This is a genomic window from Rhizobium lusitanum (assembly GCF_014189535.1).
GTDB lineage: Bacteria > Pseudomonadota > Alphaproteobacteria > Rhizobiales > Rhizobiaceae > Rhizobium > Rhizobium lusitanum_C.
The window spans coordinates 2,116,312-2,134,418 of record NZ_CP050308.1 but is presented as its reverse complement, the minus strand read 5'-3'; the positions used below and the strand labels follow the sequence as shown (position 1 = coordinate 2,134,418).

The following is an 18,107-nucleotide window of genomic DNA, read 5'->3' as shown; positions in this document are numbered from 1 at the left end:
CTACAGATCCATATTGGCATTGTCGAAATTAGGGGGTGACGGATCAGGACCGCCGGCCTCGAGTGTGATCAGCGAAGTCGGCTGTTGAGCGCGCCCGAAATCATCGCAAAGAATCGTGCCGGCAGGCGCTTGTGGTCCTGCAGCACAAAAATCGTGACGAATTGTCCGTCTTTGCTCATGATCCTAGTCATGGCGTTGCTCATATCAATTTTCCGATGTCTCGGCAATGCTGACGTTTGACCGCAGAGGATTGTGATGAGGCGTCACGTCAGCGCATATGCCGCTCGCGCATCCGCTTCTCGAACTTTCGCAGCACCAGCGATAGGCCGATCGTCAGGATCAGGTAGATATAGGCGAGGATCGAGTAGCTTTCAAAGTAGCGGAATGAGCCGGACGAATAGATCTTCGCAAGCTGGGTGATGTCGGCGACACCGAGCACCGAGACCAGCGAGCTGTCCTTCACCATCGCGATGAAATCGTTGGAGAGCGGCGGGAAGATGACGCGGAAGGCCTGCGGCGCGATGACATGGCGGAAGCGCCGGTAGCGCGACAGGCCAAGCGCCTTTGCCGCCTCGATCTGGCCGGGGTCGACAGCCTGGATGCCGGCGCGAAAAACCTCGGCGATGAAGGAGGCGTAGGCGATCATCAACGCCGCGATCGCCCGCCACATCAATGGTACATCGCGCACCAGCAAAGGCTCGGTCCAGCCGGCGGAGGCGAGCGGTGAGGTGATGGTATTATAGAGCGCGACGAAGGCAGGCGCGCCGACGAAGGCGATGTAGGACAGCAATACCAGGATCGGGATGCCGCGGATGACTTCGACATAGAAGCGGGCGGTCTGGCGCAGGATCACGCTGTCGGAGAGGCCCAGCAGCGCAATGCCGAGGCCGAGCGCCATCGCCAGCGCGAAGGCGACGAGCGTGACGAAGATGGTGGTGCCGATGCCCTGGACGATGGTCTTGAAGACCTGAGCGTAGAGGTCGCTGGTGACGATGGCGACAGCAACGGCAATGCCAATGAGAACAAGGACGACCAGCCACCAGGGGAAGTCGTCCTTGCTATGGTTCCCGCTCGGGCCTGCTTGCAGTGCCATCAGAGCGGGCTTCCGGTTTCAGATTGCATCCGGCTTACTGGCCCATCTTGTAATCGACGAACCACTTCTTGCTCAGTGCTTCGAAGGTACCGTCAGCCTTCAGGCTGGCGATGGCGGCATTGACCGGCGTGACCAGGTCGGAGCCCTTCGGGAAGATAAAGCCGAAATCCTCGGTACCGAGCGGGCCACCGATCAGCTTCAATGCGCCGTTCGAGGCGTCCGCATAGCCCTTACCGGCGGTGCCGTCGGTCAGAACTGTGTCGACGTCGCCGGTCTTCAGCGCCTGGACGGTGGCGCCGAAGGTTTCGAACAGCTTGATGCGCGGGTTCTGCTCATTGCCGTCGAGCACTTCGTAGACGGCGGTGTAGAAAGGGGTCGTGCCCGGCTGCGCGCCGACCAGGCCGTCCTTGAAGGCGGAGAAGCTCTTGGCGTCGGTGAAGCGCTTTTCGTCGCCGCGCACCAGCATGAACTGCTGCGAGCGCATGTAGGGATCGGAGAAGTCGACCTTCTGCTTGCGGTCTTCCTTGATGGTGATGCCGGTCATGCCGATATTGTACTGGCCTTGGGAGACGGACTGTATCATCGCATCCCAGCTGGTGTTCTGGTACTCGACCTTGAAGTTCAGCCGCTTGGCGATCTCGTTCATCGCGTCATATTCCCAGCCGATGGCCTTGCCGGACTTGGGATCGACGAATTGCAGCGGCGGATAGGCATTCTCGGTGACGACGACGACGGTCTTGCCGTTGAGATCAGGTAGGTCTGCGGCGAAGGAGGCGAAAGGTGCAAGCACGAGGGCCGTAAGGCCGAGAAGAAACGAACGACGGAATGCCATGGAAATTCCCCTTATAGCGTGTTGGAAAATTGTCATATTTTTAAAGCCGATGGCAAGGCTATTGCCACGGTCATCACGATAAAAACAGAAAAGCCGCTCCAAAGCCGCTGGCTTATGGGGAATTTCTCTTCACGCCCAGCCGCCCTTGGTCGTTCCCAACAAAAAAGGCGACCCGAAGGCCGCCTTGATGTCCACAATCCGAAAGGATCGAGATTTATTCTGCTGCCGGTTCAGCGGCTGCTGCTGCTTCCGCTGCTGCGGCGGCCTCGGCTGCTGCCTTTGCTTCGGCGGCTTCAGCTGCTGCCTTTTCGGCTGCGAGAGCCTGGGCTGCTGCGACCTTTTCGGCTTCGATGCGAGCCTTTTCAGCGAGAAGAGCCTGACGTTCTGCGTCGTTGAGCTTGCGGGCGCGGGTGCCGGTGTTTTCAACGATACGGGCAGCCTTGCCGCGCAGGTCGCGCAGGTAATAGAGCTTGGCGCGACGGACCTTACCGCGACGAACGATTTCGACGCTTTCGATCATCGGCGAGTAAACCGGGAATACGCGCTCGACGCCTTCGCCGTAGGAGATCTTGCGGACGGTGAAGTTTTCATGCAGGCCGCCGCCAGAGCGGGCGATGCAGACGCCTTCATAGGCCTGAACGCGGGTACGGGTGCCTTCCGTGACCTTCACGTTGACGCGAAGAGTGTCGCCAGCGGAAAAGTCGGGGAGCGTGCGCTTGGCTTCGATCTTGGCAGCCTGTTCGGCTTCCAACTGCTGAATGATATTCATGTTATCAACCTCGTTGTTGCTTCAACAGCCAGAGCGCCCTGAGTGCTCTATCCTTGGTCGGACCCTTAGGATCTCGCCTTGGATATATGCCTGTAAAGGCAGGGGCGAATGCGTCTGCTTTTCTTTGGTGGTTGATGGGAAATTTCCCATGCCGGCGCGCACATACCCTATTGCCACGGGTTTGTCACCCCTTGGCGGGGAATTTCGTGAGCGAGAGGCCGCTTTTCGGGCTTTTTGCTATGTGAGCGACGCCAGCCAACGTGAATACCAGCCGCAAGCTTCAGGTGTCAAAAACCTCAAGCAACGATCCATTCCAGCAGCGCGTTCTGCGCATGCAGGAGAAAAGCCTTGGCCGCTTTGCTCTGGCAGGTCGAATGGGTCATCGCGTTCGTTGTGACTTCCTGCCCCCTGGCAACGGGCGGGCAGGGGAGGAAGATCGCCTCGGGGCGGCATTGGTCGAGGATGGCGGCTGATATTCGGTAGTCCCATAGTTCGGCTTGCGCCGCATCATCAGGCCATGAGTCCGTGACGATCACGTCGGCGTCCAGCAGTTCTTTCATATCGGTGCTGGTGCTGAAGTTCGCGTTCGAAAGGTCGGGGTCGCGGAGGTGCCATTTTTCCGGATAGACCTGCGCGACCTTGATCGGCAAGGCGAGCGAAGCCTCGACCCATGATCGCAGGATGTTGGCATCAGGCGCGACGCCGACGACCTTGAGTCCATCAACGCGACCTCTCCGGCTTTTGACATAGGCGAGGTCGCCCAGCGTTTCGCATGGGTGGTTCAATTTGGTCCGGGCATTGATGACGGGCGCCTCGGCGGTCGCCGCCAGTTCGCGCAGGGCGGTCAGCAGCTTTGTGCGGACGATCAGGATGTCGAACCAGTTGTCGAGATGGCCGGCGAGGTCGGCGGTCTCCTCACGCGCGTTGAAGCTGATCGGCGCTGGCACGCAGATGCCGCCCATCGCCTGCACGCCGAGGCTGAAAGCCGTGGTATTCCTCCATCCGCCGTCATCGGCGATCAGCGCGACATGCTTGCCCTGCAGGCTCTGTGGCATGCGCCGATCGGCCCAGGCGCCGGCCAGGACGTTGGCGCGGTCGAGCAGTGAAAGGATGATGTCCGGTGGCAGGTCATGGAATTCGAGAAAGCTTTTTCCGGTTCTGCCAGGCATCTTCGCTCCGCTCGCTGAAACATGTCCATGGTGTCATTAGCATCTGAAAATGGTCGGCTCGCAAGAGCTTCCGCATTCATTGGTGGTTCATGCGTGTCTGATAGGCAGGCAACTTCCCAACATTGCTTGGAGATTGCCATGACACTCGCTGACCAGTTCGAAATCATCCGCTCGGGCAGGATGTACAATGACCTGACGCCGGAATTGATCAAGGCGCGCGAAGAAGCCGTTTTTCTGACCAATGATTACAATGCCAGTTTCGGAAAAACATCGGCTGAAAGAGAAAGCATATTGCGCGAGTTGTTGGGGGCGATTGGCAAGAGTGTTCATTTCGAGCCGACGTTCCGTTGCGAGTTCGGCCGGAACATTGTCGTCGGCAATAATTTCTATGCCAACTTCGACTGCGTGATGTTGGACGGCGGCGGCATCGAGATTGGTGATGACGTCCTGTTCGGGCCTCGCGTGGGCATTTACACCTCCAACCATGCCATCGACGCTTCCGAACGCGCAGCTGGAGGCTGCTACGCAAAGCCGGTGAAGATCGGCAACCGGGTATGGATCGGCGCCGGCGTTCACATCAATCAGGGCGTGACCATAGGCGACGGCGCAGTCATCGGTTCGGGTAGCGTCGTGACCAAGGACATTCCCGCAGGTGTGATTGCAGCCGGTGTTCCTTGCAGAGTCATCAGGGATATCACCGAGAAGGACAAAACGGGCTTCGAATAACGTTCAGGCAGGTTCGGTGAACCAGCTTGAGGCGGCTCGAGCCGCTTCCTCTGGCAGCCACTGGGCAATTTGCTCTGGCGTAAGATTTGCTCCGCACAGTATCGTTGCGACCCGAGCGTCCTGCATGGTCGCGGCCGTTGCCAAAACACCGGCCAGCCCCGCAACGCCTGCCGGTTCAACGAGCCGATTCCATCTGGAATGCGCGAACCGCATGGCATCGACGATGCAGGCATCGTCGACAAGCACGATGTCATCGATCGTCGTGGCCAGCCAATCGACGGCAACCGGAACCGGATCGCGTACAGCGATCCCATCCGCGATCGTCGTCGCCTTATCTGTTGGAACGGGGTGGCCTGCCTGCCATGAAAGCTGCATGCAGGGAGCACCTTTCGCGGCGACAGCGATGACTTTGGTGGCGGGCGACGCCGTCTTGAACCAGCAGCCAATCCCTGCTGCCAGCGCACCATTTCCGAGCGGCACAAAGATCGCATCGATATTGCCGAATGCCTCGGTGAGTTCCGCCGCGATCGTTCCGGCACCTTCCGCGATGCTGGCGCTTGCGCCATCCTCCACGAACGTTGCCCCTCTTTCTGAGGCGTATTCCCGGGCTCTTGCTTTCGCTGCGTCGAAGTCATCCCCAAACAGAATGACCTCCGCCCCGAGCCTGCGCATAGCCTCGATCTTTAGCGGGTTTGCGGAAAGGCTGGCAAATACAGTCAACTCGCGGCCCAATTTTGCCGCACCATAGGCGAGCCCCTGGCCAAAATTGCCTGCCGACGCTGTGACCAGCGGTCCTCTCTCCGCGCTTGTGCACGCCAGATAGTAACCGGTTCCCCTGCCTTTGAAGCAACGGATTGGATTATCCGTCTCATCCTTGGCCGCGAGCGTCAGGCCGAGTGTAGCGTCGGTGAGCACCGCCGAGTTCAGGAAGATCGGATCGATCCGACGTCTGGCATCGAAAATATTCGAAGAGGATAGCTGAGATTGTTTTGTCATGAGGGCGATGATAGATCTGATTGACGCGGAAAATCATCGATCTTCACCGTAACTGCGCTGTTCTTCCGTATAGAGGGCCACATGTTCGGGAGAAATACGCGTGGATGAGAAAGATCGCGAAATTCTGTTGATCCTGCAGGACAACGCTGACCAGCCGGCGAAAGCCATCGCGCAAGCCGTCAATCTTTCGCCTTCCGCAGTCGAGCGGCGTATCAGCAAGCTTAAACGCGAGGGCGTGATCGACCGGATCATCGCTGTTGTCAGTCCTGCCGCCGTCAGTCGGAATCTCAGGATTTTGGTCGAGATCGAGATACAAAACGAGTATCGCCACAATCTTGAAGCTTTCCAACGTTGGCTTATCCAGGCGCCGGAAGTCCAATCATGCTGGTACGTCACCGGCGACACGGACCTTGTGTTGTCGGTAGCGGTGCGGGATATTGATGAGTACAACGCCTTCATTGAGCGGATGATGACAGATCAGCAAGAGCTTGTGCGTAAGTACAAAAGCCTGATCGCGCTCAAGACGATCAAGCATGGGATGGCTCTTCCGTTGGATGAATAGGGCTTAGCCAGGCGTTGTCAGCGGTGAACAGGCCGCACAGGTGCAGACTACCTGAAAGTCCGAGCTTCTTGATATGCTGAACGGCTGCAATCGGCTCTAAGGGGACTCTTGCTTCTACCCCACCTCCTTTATGGTAGGCATGCCTCGTTTCAGTATGGCGAACCCATAGGAGCTAGCCGCAATGAAGTGCCTGCGCATCTATGCCACCCCCGATGGCGAGTCGCATTTCGACGAAATCGAATTGCCAACGACGAAGACGTCGGTGCACCCCGATGCCATCCAGTTCGATGTTACGGCCAGTTATCCGGCGTCCCGCGTCCGCCTCACCCACATCCCGGCCGGCATGCGCGAGGTCGCTTGGCATAAGGTCCCGGAGCCGGTGCTTACGGTCAGGCTGGATGGCTCGGTCGACTACGAGACGAGCGACGGAGAAGTGCGCCACGTTCCGGCGGGGAGCTTCGTGTTGGTGGAGGACACACATGGCAAGGGTCATCTGTCACGTCATTCCCCGGAGGCGCAAACTGTCATCTGGATTTCACTGCCGAACGGCTTCGAATTGCCGCCGGCATAGTTCGTCTGGACACGCTGTCAGCTCCGCGATTGAGAGCGATTGCTTCTGGTGCAGTGTGGTCACCGGAGGCTCAGGCATGGATATGGCCCGTCTATCCGCCAAAACTGCTTAGACCGCTCGAACTTCGGCAAGCCGCTTGACTGCGTACTCGTCCTGCCAGCAAACGGCGGCTTCCCACGCGGCTGACGCTTGCGCGGCGATGTCATGCGCGCCGTCGTCAAGATCGGCAGCGTTGCCAGGCAGCACGAGGTCAAGGTCGGGGACGTCGACATGTGACTCATCCCAGTCGATCAACGCGACCCGATCTGCTGTCATGAGAACATTGCCAGGATTGTTGGGGGTTCCGTGGACAACGCATGTCTGACGCCCGATGAGCCGTGCCCATGCTGCACGACATCGAATGACGCCCTCGGGCGGCATCGCGGCAAGGTTGATCCTCGTTCCGGTTTCGGCATGGAGGAGGTCGGTCGATGATCGCCAACCGGGGCGCTGTGGCCAGCCATGCGTCAACCGATGCAGCTCGCGGAGCGTTTCGGCGACGCGACGCCAGTCGGTTGCTGTCTCGGGCGGTCCGCCCTCCATGTATCTCATCACCACCAGACCGTCCACGAACAGCCGCCCGTCAGTTGTCGGGATCGGCGCTGGAACGGTCATACCTTCACGGTCGAGGTGTTGGAGCAGCTCGGTTTCCCATGCGAGATCAGCGTCAGTCCTGGAACCGAGGCGACCGACCGCGATCTGCCCGTTGACGCGAACGCTCCATACGTCGTTGGCAACCCCACCAATGAGTGGTTCGATGCGAGCGGCGTCTTCACCCCATTGCCCGAGTGCTTCCCATCCCATTGGCGATGTCCTTGGGTTTGGATGACAGCTGTTGGCCCTAAGTGGACTAAATCGGCGGGCGCTTACGGTCCGCTGGTTTCGTTATTTCTTCTTCTCTTGATCGTGATGCCACTTGATGGCGAAGAACATGCCCGTGCCTAACACGAGAAGCTTGAGCGGAAAGAAGACTATAGGGAACCAATCCCACATTTCGGATATTTCCAGGCTATTACTTGACACTATTTATCGTGAGGGAGCACTACCTCAAAACTGCTGCATACAACATCAGCCATGTTGACGCAGATGAGATCATAACATTCCCATCACATGGCATGAGTGGGCTTGCCCCATGTTTCCGGACAGGTTGTTTAACCTAACAAGCTGGTGACCGCTTCTGGCGCAAAGCAGCCATACTGCCGCCTAGCGCGGCGGCATCAAATGGCATCGCACCCGCAGTCCAGTCTGTCGCTGCTACTTCTCCGGCTGCTTCTCCAGCAGATCCGGGCGGCGCTCTTTCGTCAGCTTCTCGGCTTCCTGCCTTTGCCATTTGGCGATGGCGCCGTGGTTGCCTGAGGTCAGGACGGGGGGGATTTCGCGGTCTTCCCAGACTTGGGGGCGGGTATAGTGCGGGTGCTCGAGCATGCCGCCCTCGAAGCTTTCGTGCAGGCCGGAGAGATCGTTGCCCATGACGCCGGGCAGGATGCGGACGATGGCGTCGAGCAGGATCAGTGCTGCCGGCTCGCCGCCGGAGAGAATGTAGTCGCCGATCGAGACCTCTTCGAGATCGCGGCCGTCGATCACCCGCTGGTCGACGCCCTCGAAGCGGCCGCAGACGATGATGACGCCGTCGCCGGCGGCAAGCTCTCGCACGCGCTTCTGCGTCAGCGGCTTGCCGCGCGGGCTCATCAGCAGGCGCGGGCGATTGTCGTTTTCGGAAGCATGGTCGATGGCGCGGGCGAGCACGTCCGGCTTCAACACCATGCCGGCGCCGCCGCCGGCCGGCGTATCATCGACGGTGCGGTGCTTGTCGGTAGCGAAATCGCGGATCTGCACGGTGTCCAGCGCCCACTGCCCGCGCTCCATCGCCTTGCCGGCGAGCGACGTGCCGAGATGGCTGGGAAACATCTCGGGGTAGAGCGTCAGGATGGTCGCCCGGAAACTCATAGCCTTATCACTTCCAATTGGTGGTTACTTCTTCGTCTTGCCGGGCGGCTTTTCCGGCTTGCCGGTGAAATCGTCGGGGCTGTCGATCAGGCCGGCGGCCATGGGATCGATCAGGATCTTGCCGCCTTCGAGGTCGATTTCCAGCACGGCTGCCTCGGAGAAGGGGATCAGCACCGGGCGCTTGCCCGGCCCCTTAAGCTCCAGGAGATCGCCGGCGCCGAAATCATAGACGCCGCTGACGGTGCCGTAGCCGGTGCCCTTGTCGTCGACCGCTTCCAAGCCCTCGAGATCGGCATAGAAGAACTCGTCTTCTTCCAACTCGTCATCAGGCAGGTTGTCGCGTTCGATATAGAGTTCAAGCCCGTTCAGCGCCTCGGCGGCATCACGGTCGTTGACGCCGCGGAAACGCACGACCACGACATTCTTGGCCTCGCGGACTTCCAGCACTTCGAAGATGCGACCGTCCATGCTGTGCAGATGGCCGTAATCGCCAAGCGCCGTGGGATCGGAGGTAAAGGCGCGGGCGCGCACTTCGCCCCGCAGGCCCTGCGCGGCGCCGATGGTTGCCATCAATACCGGGTTTTCAAGTTTCGTCATGGTCTCGTTGCCGACTGCCGGAGGATCGATTGCGTTCTCTCATAAGGTGAACGCTCACGAATAGGAAACAAAAAACGGGCGGCATGTCGCCATGCCACCCGTTTCCAATCGTCGTTACGGCTGATTATTCAGCGGTAGCAGCGGCGGCGTCAGCAGCCTTCTGTGCCTTTTCAGCAGCGCGTTCCTGGGCGCGCTTGCCCGGCTTTGCCTTTTCCGGGTTGCTCTTGACTTCGCGCTTTGCAACGCCGGCCTCGTCGAGGAAGCGCAGAACGCGGTCCGTCGGCTGAGCGCCGTGGTCGAGCCAATGCTTGATGCGGTCGGCGTCGAGTTCAACGCGCTTGGCATCGTCCTTGGCAAGCATCGGGTTCCAGGAACCGACCTTCTCGAGGAAGCGGCCATCGCGCGGCGAACGGGCGTCGGCGATAACAACGTGGTAATACGGGCGCTTCTTGGAACCACCGCGGGCGAGACGAATTTTCAGTGCCATGTTTCTTACTCCTTAGGCTTTTTGTAACCGCTTTCTGGGGCGGTATGTTTACTTGACGTTGCTGAGATCAGCAGCGATCTGTTCATGATGCCGGATGACTTCCTTGATGACGAAGTTCAAGAACTTCTCGGCGAAATCCGGGTCCAGATTGGCGTCCTTTGCCAGGTGGCGCAGGCGTTCGATCTGGAATTCCTCGCGCGCCGGGTCGGCCGGCGGCAAATTGTATTTGGCCTTCAGCACGCCGACCTCTTTGGTACAGCGGAAGCGTTCGGCCAGCATGTGCACCAGTGCGGCATCGATATTATCGATCGACTGGCGGTAGTTGCCCAATTGGGCTTTGATGTCCGGATCAATCATGGGGTTTTACGATCCTTCTCACTTCTTCTTCGGCAAACCGGGCAGGCCGGGGAAACCACTACCGAGGCCCGGCAGCTTGGCGCCGCCCAGACCTGGCAATCCGCCGCCGCCAAGGCCCGGCATGCCGCCTGGACGGCCGAGACCGGCGGCCTCTGCCTGCTTCTGCAGGGCTTCGAGCTGCTTGGGATCCATGTTCGACAGGTCGGGCATGCCACCCATGCCGCCGCCCAGACCCATCTTGCCGGCAAGGCCGCCCATCATCTGCTTCATCATGCCGCCTTTGCCCTTGCCGCCCATCATCTTCATCATGTCCGCCATCTGGCGGTGCATCTTCAGAAGCTTGTTGATGTCGGAGGCGTCGGTGCCGGAGCCGCTAGCGATACGCTTCTTGCGGGAATGCTTGAGCAGGTCGGGATTGGCGCGCTCTGCCTTGGTCATCGAGGAGATGATGGCCATCTGGCGCTTGAACAGGCGGTCGTCGAGACCGGCGGCGGCCATTTTGTCCTTCATGCCGGACATGCCGGGCATCATCCCCATGATGCCACCCATGCCGCCCATCTTCTGCATCTGGCCGAGCTGGTCTGCGAGGTCGTTCAGGTCGAACTTGCCCTTGGCCATCTTGGCGGCCATGGCGGCTGCCTTCTCGGCGTCGATGTTCTCGGCTGCCTTCTCGACCAGCGAAACGATATCGCCCATGCCAAGGATACGATCGGCGATACGGCGGGGATGGAATTCTTCCAGCTCGCCCATCTTTTCGCCGACGCCGATCAGCTTGATCGGCTTGCCGGTGACGGCGCGCATCGAAAGAGCGGCACCGCCGCGGCCGTCGCCGTCCATGCGGGTCAGCACGAGGCCGGTGATCCCGACGCGTTCGTCGAAATTGCGGGCGAGGTTGACGGCGTCCTGACCGGTCAGCGAATCCGCGACCAGCAGGATTTCGTGCGGATTGGACCGCTTCTTGATATCCGCCATCTCGACCATGAGCGGCTCGTCGATATGCGTACGGCCGGCGGTATCGAGGATGACGACGTCATGGCCGCCGAGCTTGGCAGCCTGCACGGCGCGGGCGGCGATATCGGTCGGCGACTGGCCGGCGATGATCGGCAGCGTGTCGATACCCGCCTGGACGCCGAGCTGGCGCAACTGCTCCTGTGCTGCCGGACGGCGCGTGTCGAGCGAGGCCATCAGGACCTTCTTGCGGTCGCGGCTGGTCAGGCGGTGGGCGATCTTGGCTGACGTGGTGGTCTTGCCCGAGCCCTGCAGACCGACCATCATGACGACGACCGGGGCCGGCGCGTTGAGATCGATGCCGACACCTTCGCCGCCGAGCATCTCGATCAGCTCGTCATGGACGATTTTGACGACCATCTGGCCGGGCTTGATCGATTTCAGGATCCCGGCGCCGACGGCCTTTTCGCGGACGCGGTCGGTAAAGGAGCGTACGACATCCAGCGCCACGTCGGCTTCCAGCAGCGCGCGGCGAACCTCGCGCAGCGCTGCGGAAACATCGGCTTCCGAGAGCGCACCGCGGCCTGTCAGTCCATTCAGAATGGAACCAAGACGGTCCTGGAGGTTTTCAAACATCGTTTCTTCCTTATCGATCGCTTAGGGCTTTTGATTTGCGCCTATGCCTTATCTTTCTCGGCTTTACCTCAAAAGGGACATGCGCAGTTCATCGCCCGAAAACGTCGTGCTTTTCCATGACGAAAACAAGACGCATAGCCAAAAAGCACCCGAGGGCGCGACGCGCTGTCGGGTGTTGACCTCCGGGATCTCTTTATACCTTGTAGGGTCCCGGTCGGTGGCTCGGAGGCTTGTGCTCGTCGCAGATGAGCGCGGATAAACAGGAAACAGGCGGCAAAGTCAAGCCGAAGGGCAAAAATGCCACAGCCCAGCTATGTGAGCAGTCGCGGACGTGGATGGGATTTCGCTGATAGCACAGTCCGCTATTGTTGTATCCAACTGCCGTGACGATGTGATTCCCCGAGACAGACGCGAATGAATGATGCAGCCCTGACCAATCTCCTGACCGCCTGCCGTGTGTATGGCGGCGGTCGCGTCGATGCGCGCTTCAACGAGGCGGCGCAGGCCTTTTATGCGAGTGCCAAGGCGCAGCCGAAGATCGTGTCGCGGGCGGCGCGCGAACTGCGCGGCCTGCCGCCTCCGGGTGCCGCGATCCTTGCGAATATGCTGGGCACCATTGCCGAAACGGGTGGTGCGCCGGAGCGCAGCGGTCCGGCGGTGTGGGAGCTTTACCTTGCCTGGCTGCCGCAGATCCATCGCGGGTTTGCAAGTCGCAAGCCGCTTAGCCCCCGGCAGCAGCAATTGCTGGAGGCTTTCCAGCTTGTCGGTCAGTCGGTCGTCTCGCATCTTGCCATGATGCCTGAGGAGCGCAAGCTTGCTGCAGAAAATGCGGGCCTCATGCAGCAGCTTCACGACCTGCAGGATCACACGCCGGGTGCCGCCTGGGTGCGCCAGATGTTTCTCTGCAGCAGTGATGAGCTGATCGTCCTGCACCAGCCTAGTCAGCGGGGCTTCCGGCTGCGCTATGAAAACATCGCCAATTGCTGTCACCTCTTCACGCTGATCCAGGCGGCGCTGGGTGAAACCCTGCCGGGCGGACGCCAGCCCAACAGGTTCATCGTCGACATGGCGCGGTGCGTGACGCTGGTGGAGGATGGGACCGACGAGGCCTGGTGGCATTACGGTGCCCCAGCAAGTCAGGCTGCTATTGCAGGCGACACTTCCATCGACAGCATCCCGCGTATCGACGGTATGCAGGTCATCCTTCTCTCGCCTGCTGCTGCCGGCGCTCCGCTCTGGGATACGAGCTTCTTTACGCCGCAACTCTTCGCGATGCCGGCGAACGTCGTGATCGAGAGCGAATTGACGATAGCGGAGAGCGGCGAATGGTTGGCAAAAGCCGGCGTGCCGTCGAAACAAGAGGCTAGTAAGCCATGGCAGAAGCATCCGGCTCCAGCAAAAAGCAGAACCCCTATTATCAGGGGGCCGTTTCCGATCATTTCGACGGCCTACGGTTTTTCAATCCCGAAGGCGTCGAGCCGGGGAGCCTTCTCGACGTCCTGAAATGGAAGCTCGGTGGTGGACGGGCGCGCTGGCCCAATCCGGTCGTCAGCGCCTTTCCGCCGGCAAAGCCCGACAGGCATGTCTTCGGCGACGCATTGCGCGTGACTATGGTCGGTCATGCCTCGATGCTGATCCAGGTGGCGGGGCTGAATATCTTGACCGATCCGGTCTGGTCGGAGCGGGCGAGCCCTTTCACTTTCATCGGGCCGAAGCGCGTGGTGCCGCCGGGCATTCGTTTCGAGGACCTCCCGCCGATCGATCTCGTGCTGGTCTCGCACAATCACTACGACCATCTCGATCTCGCGACGCTGAAGCGGCTGCACGAGGCGCATGCGCCTGATATCGTCACGCCGCTGGGTAACGATACCATCATCAAGCGCGGCATTCCCGGCGCGAAGATCATCACCATGGACTGGGGCGGCCATCTCGCCATCACCGACACGGTGACCATCGATGCCGAGCCCTGCCATCACTGGTCGGCGCGGGGTGGAAGCGATCGCCGAATGGCGCTCTGGGCCGCCTTCGTCATCACCACGCCGGCGGGAAAGATCTACCATGTCGGCGATACCGGCTTTCATGGTGGTATCAATTATGAGGCTGTCCGGCAAAAGCACGGCGGCTTCCGCCTCGCCATCCTGCCCTTCGGCGCCTATGAGCCGCGCTGGTTCATGCGCGGCCAGCACCAGAACCCGGCGGAGGCTGTTCGCGGCATGACGCTTTGCAACGCGGCTCACGTCGCCGGCCATCATTTTGCGACCTTCCAGCTCACAGACGAGGCCATGGATGCGCCGGTGCGGGCGCTGGATGCGGCGCTAAAAGAACAGGGCGTGGAGCCGGATCGGTTTCGGCCGTTGAGGGCTGGGGAAGTGTACGACGTCCCGGTCGTCTGAGGGACAACGCCCGGACAAATCGGATCGCGAAGATTGCCAACGCGATCCGATCGCAAGAGCCCTTGTTCGCTCTCGATGCTTTATTCGTTGATATCGGGCTCCACGAGCTTTGCGAGGTTTCGCAGCGACTCCTGCCAGCCGAGATAGCAGGCTTCGGGCGGGATGACGTCCGGCACGCCCTCCTGCGTAATGTTCACCTCGGTCCCGACCAGGACCTTTTTCAAAATCACGGTCACTTCCATTTCGCCCGGTAGGTTGGGGTCGTCGAATTTGTCCGTGTAGCGCACCCGCTCGCCGGGAACGAGCTCATGAAATTCACCGCCGAAGGCATGGCTTTTGCCCGTGGTGAAGTTGCGGAAAGACATTTTGAACGTGCCGCCGACTGTCGGCTCCATGTGATGCACGGTGCAGGCAAAGCCGTTGGGCGGAAGCCACTTGGCGAGCGCGTCCGCCTCGATGAATGCGCGATAGACCTTCTCCGGGCTGGTTGCCAGGACGCGGTGCAGGCTTATGGTATTCGGCATGGTTATCATCCCTATGAATTGACGAATTGGACGACCCTAGGACGAGCGACACTTCAACAATCCGACATTGGACCGATCTTTTTCGAAATAAATTGCGTCAGGCCTTACGCGCCAGAATTTTGATCGAGATCCGCTTTGTCCGCCAGCGGCCATCGGGGATAGTGCCGTCCGCTGAGGATGAACTTTGCATTGAATAAGCATCGAGTCTACACTGCGAACAGCTACCGAAAATCGGGCCGGTTGGTAATCCGGTCACTGCATCATGCAGTTCAGGCTCCTTGAGCTTCCACGGTACCAGTTGGTTCAGAAATGGCCGGCGAGGTACGTGGTTCTGCGCCCCGTTCCCTCGACGACGGAGAAGGAACATTGAAATGGCGCCTTTCGGCTCACCGCAAACATCACAGATTCCGGCGACCAATGTCATCGAGAATAGCCAGCTCGATCGTGCAGATCTCGAAAATCTATCGAAAATCGGATCGGCGCACAGGCTTGTGGGCTGCATTCTCGAAGAAGTCGATCTTTCGCGGCTGCCGCTGGATGGCTGGGTTTTCGAGGGCTGCAATGTCAAGAAAGCCAATTTCACGGGCGCGAAACTAGGGTCTACCCTGTGGTCCGGCTGCAAGGGTGGATTCGCGGATTTTACGGGCTGCGACCTGTCCGAGGGCGCATTCGAGGGATGCGACTTCAACAACAGCAATTTCCGAGGTGCGACGCTCACCGGTTCGCAATTCGAGCGGTGCAAACTCACGGGCGCCAATCTTTCGGAGGCAAAAACACTCAACCTGTCCTTCAACGAGACATTGCTGGCGGACGCCAGATTGCCCGGCCTCTCGTTTCGAAAGTCGCGTTTGAACGGGCTCGATTTTCAGATGGCGGACCTGAAAAAGTCCGACTTCCGTGACGCGGTATTTCAGAACTGTAGTCTGCGTGATGCCAATTTGGTTGATTGCCGGTTTGAAGGCGCCGATCTTCGCGGCGCGGACCTTGGCGGCATTCGTTTGTTGAACGCCAAGCAATTCAAGGGCGCGACCATCTCACGCGATCAGGCGGGACAGTTGCTTGCCGAGTTGGGGCTTAAGGTTCGTTAGGGTACCGGGCAGGTCATCATCGTGCCGTGGGAATACCAGGAGAATGTCGCGATACGATTTTCGCTGCGTTGTGTTCAGCCCATGGGCGTGAATGGCAGATTTGCATGACAACTGGTCTACACGGGTTCCATCATCCCCTTATACGCCACAATTGATCCGACTCCGGGCAAGGCAATCTCGACATCAAAGCGAAACCGCCCTTCGTGCTGTGTTTCAAAACTCTGGCCGTTCGGCAGCAATAGCCGGGGAAGCGGAATGCCGAGCAGGGACCAGCTGCGGGCAACAAAACAAAGCCGGCCTCCATCGATGACAAGAGCGAGGGCGACGGTGATGACGCCAAATCTTTCGAGCATCAGAAGGTCGTTTTTGCCTGTGCCGCATTTCTGAACGGATGAGAAAGACTTTCCGCCGAAGGTTCTTTTCCAGGTCTCGCTGTGCTCCTTTGGTGATAAAACCACACTTACGGGAACCTCGACCGCAGTGTCGGGAAATCCCATGATTTGACAAATCGCCCGCGCAATCCTGGATTTCCCCCGGATGACCTCGGCATGTCCGCGCCATTCGCGCAATCGTGTCGAGTCATGCAGTGCTTTCACCGGAGCGGAAAGAGTTTCAAAGCTTGGACCCAAAACCTGCTTGTAAATAGGAGCACCTTCCGACTTGGCGCTGCGAAATCCCGCATATATCGAACGACCGGCAAATAGTTCGTCGTAGTCGGCTAGGTCCAGAGCCCGCGTAGCGGGCCGCGCGCCCGCATGTGGACGAATTCCGTTCAGGAGTTTGCGGATAATGGCCTCGATGGCCATGGACGGAATGTACGGACCGTCATCCCCTTCCGCCAGCAAATGCCAGCTCTGTTCGGTTTGCTTACCCTCTCTCAATCCCTTGGCGAGGACAAACATGCCTCCTCGGTGTTCTCCGAACTTCATCAGGTTAAGCACTCGATAAAACAGGCCCGACAATGGCGCCAGGGAGGGCAGCGCTAACGCCGCGCGTGCTCTAGCCAGCAGATTGAGGATGCGATGCAGGAATTCAGGTACGGGTCCGGCTCCCATCCAGATGTCCTGCAAGGTTTCATGCTCAGGAGGAATGACCTGAAGGTCTGGAACATCGACGAGCGAGAAGCGAATATTCCTGAGCGGCAGTCGTCCGGGAACGGCAATCGTGTAACGCATGCTCTCGGCAAGACCGGTGGCGGAGGTCTGAACGCCCTTTCGATAAAGCTTCACCGGCGCGCCGGCGTAGCCGACAACTGCCCGCATGACATTGAGCCCTATGCCAGCAAAGGGCGATGGAGCTATGCCCCCTTTCACGGATGCAATATCCATCGTCTTCGCCATTTCGCGCAGCACCGCGGCGGTCAATACCGGGAAGCTGCTAACACCCGATAACACAAAGACCCCCGCTGCTTCGGCATCGGCGTTGAATTGCGGCACACCAAATACGAAATCTGCGGCATCAGCAAAATCCAAATAATCTGTTCCGGATGCTATGCAGGCCTTGATGACGCCATATGGCGCATCTCCATAATTCTGAAACGGGCCGGACGCGTCAACGACAAGGTCTGGGCGTTCAGTCTCCAGCGCCCGTGCGATCTCGGCACGGTCAAGTCGCAGCGGCCTGACAGCGGCTTTGCCACGATAGGTGGCGCAGAATTCAGTTGCCCGCGACATGTTGCGGCCGCAGATGATGAGTTCGATCTCGTCAATATCAGAGAGAAGTTCTGCTAAACGCCCCCCAAAAACGCCATATCCCCCGAGGATGAGAACCTTCACAACAGCAATCTCTTTCGGACCTCGGGATCCGGAAGTGTGCACAGATCAGCGGTTCCCAAAAACCTGATGCGGTTGCGCGCAACGAAACGATACATGCCGTCTTGCCAGACTGTTGGAAGAACATGAAGCAAGCCTATCACCTTCCAAATCCCGCCAAGCCGTTTCCCGACACGAATAAATGCATTCAGCGACGAGTATGCTCGTCCATCCTCCACATAGAGCCAAGAAGCCGGATCGCTTGGATCAAGCCCATAATGCGTCATCAACGCGCCGCCCAGGTCCGATTGTAGGGGAATGATCTTGAACTCCTGCGCTTTGTCATGCCGGGCAATCCAGGTCGCGCCCCGCGCGCAAAGAGAACATTGGGCATCCATCACCGTAAAAACGCTGCCGGCGGAGAACGGCGGGACATTTTTGTCTTTCTGATAGGAAAACGGTTCACGGCTTTCAATCATGCGGATCTGCTTCGAGTTCGTACGTGCCTTGCTCCAAACAACTTATGAGAGCTTTTTTCTTTGAGCAACATAAAGATGGTCCAGTGGCCGTTTCGAAGCTGGATCAGTCATTGTTGACAATGCTGTGGACTGCTGAAGAGTTG

At 59.3% G+C, this 18,107-nt stretch carries 20 protein-coding genes; 5 read left to right on the top strand and 15 right to left on the bottom strand.

The annotated features are described in order from the left end of the window. Positions 1-68: 68 nt before the first annotated feature. The 5 genes from HB780_RS33205 to HB780_RS24105 form a co-directional block, all read right to left on the bottom strand. A complete protein-coding gene (locus tag HB780_RS33205; protein WP_007693803.1) occupies positions 69-203 on the bottom strand; it encodes a hypothetical protein in 135 nt (44 codons plus the stop codon). Between the two features lie 65 nt (positions 204-268). Continuing rightward, complete coding sequence (locus tag HB780_RS24120; RefSeq protein WP_183689880.1) at positions 269-1,093, bottom strand: amino acid ABC transporter permease; 825 nt, start codon at positions 1,091-1,093, stop codon at positions 269-271. Positions 1,094-1,127: 34 nt separating this feature from the next. Beyond that, positions 1,128-1,925, bottom strand: coding sequence for a transporter substrate-binding domain-containing protein (locus HB780_RS24115; RefSeq protein WP_183689879.1), 798 nt, complete (start codon positions 1,923-1,925; stop codon positions 1,128-1,130). Between the two features lie 214 nt (positions 1,926-2,139). Continuing rightward, the gene (gene rplS / locus HB780_RS24110; RefSeq protein ID WP_183689878.1) at positions 2,140-2,694 is read right to left on the bottom strand and encodes a 50S ribosomal protein L19; all 555 of its coding nucleotides are present in this window, start codon (positions 2,692-2,694) and stop codon (positions 2,140-2,142) included. A gap of 296 nt (positions 2,695-2,990) precedes the next feature. After that, positions 2,991-3,863 (bottom strand): ornithine carbamoyltransferase, encoded by an 873-nt coding sequence (locus HB780_RS24105; RefSeq protein WP_183689877.1) that lies wholly within the window; start codon positions 3,861-3,863, stop codon positions 2,991-2,993. A gap of 126 nt (positions 3,864-3,989) precedes the next feature. On the opposite strand from HB780_RS24105, the gene HB780_RS24100 reads away from it, so the two are divergent. Beyond that, on the top strand, positions 3,990-4,589 hold the full coding sequence (locus HB780_RS24100) for a sugar O-acetyltransferase (RefSeq protein WP_286203055.1): 600 nt from the start codon (positions 3,990-3,992) through the stop codon (positions 4,587-4,589). Positions 4,590-4,592: 3 nt separating this feature from the next. On the opposite strand, the gene HB780_RS24095 is transcribed toward HB780_RS24100, so the two are convergent. Then, positions 4,593-5,585: a threonine ammonia-lyase gene (locus HB780_RS24095; protein ID WP_183689876.1), complete on the bottom strand. Its 993-nt coding sequence runs from the start codon at positions 5,583-5,585 to the stop codon at positions 4,593-4,595. A 130-nt stretch (positions 5,586-5,715) separates the two neighbouring features. Between HB780_RS24095 and HB780_RS24090 the strand changes: the two genes are divergently transcribed. Then, complete coding sequence (locus tag HB780_RS24090) at positions 5,716-6,147, top strand: Lrp/AsnC family transcriptional regulator (protein WP_353622970.1); 432 nt, start codon at positions 5,716-5,718, stop codon at positions 6,145-6,147. Positions 6,148-6,328: 181 nt separating this feature from the next. Further along, complete coding sequence (locus HB780_RS24085; RefSeq protein WP_183689874.1) at positions 6,329-6,718, top strand: cupin domain-containing protein; 390 nt, start codon at positions 6,329-6,331, stop codon at positions 6,716-6,718. A 108-nt stretch (positions 6,719-6,826) separates the two neighbouring features. On the opposite strand, the gene HB780_RS24080 is transcribed toward HB780_RS24085, so the two are convergent. The 6 genes from HB780_RS24080 to ffh all read right to left on the bottom strand — a co-directional run bounded on the left by HB780_RS24080 (position 6,827) and on the right by ffh (position 11,729). Next, positions 6,827-7,561, bottom strand: a complete 735-nt coding sequence (locus tag HB780_RS24080) for a phosphotransferase (RefSeq protein ID WP_183689873.1) — start codon at positions 7,559-7,561, stop codon at positions 6,827-6,829. A gap of 450 nt (positions 7,562-8,011) precedes the next feature. Further along, positions 8,012-8,704: a tRNA (guanosine(37)-N1)-methyltransferase TrmD gene (gene trmD / locus HB780_RS24075; protein ID WP_183689872.1), complete on the bottom strand. Its 693-nt coding sequence runs from the start codon at positions 8,702-8,704 to the stop codon at positions 8,012-8,014. A 24-nt stretch (positions 8,705-8,728) separates the two neighbouring features. After that, the gene (rimM, locus tag HB780_RS24070) at positions 8,729-9,301 is read right to left on the bottom strand and encodes a ribosome maturation factor RimM (RefSeq protein WP_183689871.1); all 573 of its coding nucleotides are present in this window, start codon (positions 9,299-9,301) and stop codon (positions 8,729-8,731) included. Positions 9,302-9,425: 124 nt separating this feature from the next. Further along, positions 9,426-9,788, bottom strand: a complete 363-nt coding sequence (rpsP, locus tag HB780_RS24065) for a 30S ribosomal protein S16 (protein WP_183689870.1) — start codon at positions 9,786-9,788, stop codon at positions 9,426-9,428. Positions 9,789-9,836: 48 nt separating this feature from the next. Beyond that, entirely contained in the window at positions 9,837-10,145 is a 309-nt protein-coding gene (locus tag HB780_RS24060) for a chorismate mutase (protein WP_183689869.1), read from the bottom strand. 18 nt (positions 10,146-10,163) lie between these two features. Beyond that, on the bottom strand, positions 10,164-11,729 hold the full coding sequence (gene ffh, locus HB780_RS24055) for a signal recognition particle protein (RefSeq protein ID WP_183689868.1): 1,566 nt from the start codon (positions 11,727-11,729) through the stop codon (positions 10,164-10,166). Between the two features lie 1,373 nt (positions 11,730-13,102). Between ffh and HB780_RS24045 the strand changes: the two genes are divergently transcribed. Then, positions 13,103-14,122: an MBL fold metallo-hydrolase gene (locus HB780_RS24045; RefSeq protein ID WP_183689867.1), complete on the top strand. Its 1,020-nt coding sequence runs from the start codon at positions 13,103-13,105 to the stop codon at positions 14,120-14,122. A gap of 80 nt (positions 14,123-14,202) precedes the next feature. On the opposite strand, the gene HB780_RS24040 is transcribed toward HB780_RS24045, so the two are convergent. Then, a complete protein-coding gene (locus tag HB780_RS24040; RefSeq protein ID WP_183689866.1) occupies positions 14,203-14,646 on the bottom strand; it encodes an SRPBCC family protein in 444 nt (147 codons plus the stop codon). 278 nt (positions 14,647-14,924) lie between these two features. On the opposite strand from HB780_RS24040, the gene HB780_RS24035 reads away from it, so the two are divergent. After that, on the top strand, positions 14,925-15,734 hold the full coding sequence (locus HB780_RS24035) for a pentapeptide repeat-containing protein (protein ID WP_286203054.1): 810 nt from the start codon (positions 14,925-14,927) through the stop codon (positions 15,732-15,734). 116 nt (positions 15,735-15,850) lie between these two features. Here the strand turns inward: HB780_RS24035 and HB780_RS24030 are convergent, their stop codons facing one another. Both HB780_RS24030 and HB780_RS24025 read right to left on the bottom strand, forming a co-directional pair. Beyond that, positions 15,851-17,509, bottom strand: coding sequence for a saccharopine dehydrogenase family protein (locus HB780_RS24030; protein ID WP_183689865.1), 1,659 nt, complete (start codon positions 17,507-17,509; stop codon positions 15,851-15,853). Next, complete coding sequence (locus HB780_RS24025) at positions 17,506-17,964, bottom strand: thiol-disulfide oxidoreductase DCC family protein (RefSeq protein WP_183689864.1); 459 nt, start codon at positions 17,962-17,964, stop codon at positions 17,506-17,508. Before HB780_RS24025 ends, HB780_RS24030 begins: the two co-directional genes overlap by 4 nt. Positions 17,965-18,107 lie beyond the last annotated feature (143 nt).

What these genes read in the sequence shown, in the direction of transcription:
- rimM (WP_183689871.1), bottom strand. Translation starts at nt 9,301, where the DNA reads ATGACGAAACTTGAAAACCCGGTATTGATGGCAACCATCGGCGCCGCG.
- HB780_RS24060 (WP_183689869.1), bottom strand. Translation starts at nt 10,145, where the DNA reads ATGATTGATCCGGACATCAAAGCCCAATTGGGCAACTACCGCCAGTCG.
- HB780_RS24080 (WP_183689873.1), bottom strand. Translation starts at nt 7,561, where the DNA reads ATGGGATGGGAAGCACTCGGGCAATGGGGTGAAGACGCCGCTCGCATC.
- HB780_RS24045 (WP_183689867.1), top strand. Translation starts at nt 13,103, where the DNA reads ATGGCAGAAGCATCCGGCTCCAGCAAAAAGCAGAACCCCTATTATCAG.
- HB780_RS24085 (WP_183689874.1), top strand. Translation starts at nt 6,329, where the DNA reads ATGAAGTGCCTGCGCATCTATGCCACCCCCGATGGCGAGTCGCATTTC.
- HB780_RS24095 (WP_183689876.1), bottom strand. Translation starts at nt 5,585, where the DNA reads ATGACAAAACAATCTCAGCTATCCTCTTCGAATATTTTCGATGCCAGA.
- HB780_RS24115 (WP_183689879.1), bottom strand. Translation starts at nt 1,925, where the DNA reads ATGGCATTCCGTCGTTCGTTTCTTCTCGGCCTTACGGCCCTCGTGCTT.
- ffh (WP_183689868.1), bottom strand. Translation starts at nt 11,729, where the DNA reads ATGTTTGAAAACCTCCAGGACCGTCTTGGTTCCATTCTGAATGGACTG.
- HB780_RS33205 (WP_007693803.1), bottom strand. Translation starts at nt 203, where the DNA reads ATGAGCAACGCCATGACTAGGATCATGAGCAAAGACGGACAATTCGTC.
- HB780_RS24105 (WP_183689877.1), bottom strand. Translation starts at nt 3,863, where the DNA reads ATGCCTGGCAGAACCGGAAAAAGCTTTCTCGAATTCCATGACCTGCCA.
- HB780_RS24040 (WP_183689866.1), bottom strand. Translation starts at nt 14,646, where the DNA reads ATGCCGAATACCATAAGCCTGCACCGCGTCCTGGCAACCAGCCCGGAG.
- HB780_RS24120 (WP_183689880.1), bottom strand. Translation starts at nt 1,093, where the DNA reads ATGGCACTGCAAGCAGGCCCGAGCGGGAACCATAGCAAGGACGACTTC.
- trmD (WP_183689872.1), bottom strand. Translation starts at nt 8,704, where the DNA reads ATGAGTTTCCGGGCGACCATCCTGACGCTCTACCCCGAGATGTTTCCC.
- HB780_RS24025 (WP_183689864.1), bottom strand. Translation starts at nt 17,964, where the DNA reads ATGATTGAAAGCCGTGAACCGTTTTCCTATCAGAAAGACAAAAATGTC.
- rplS (WP_183689878.1), bottom strand. Translation starts at nt 2,694, where the DNA reads ATGAATATCATTCAGCAGTTGGAAGCCGAACAGGCTGCCAAGATCGAA.
- rpsP (WP_183689870.1), bottom strand. Translation starts at nt 9,788, where the DNA reads ATGGCACTGAAAATTCGTCTCGCCCGCGGTGGTTCCAAGAAGCGCCCG.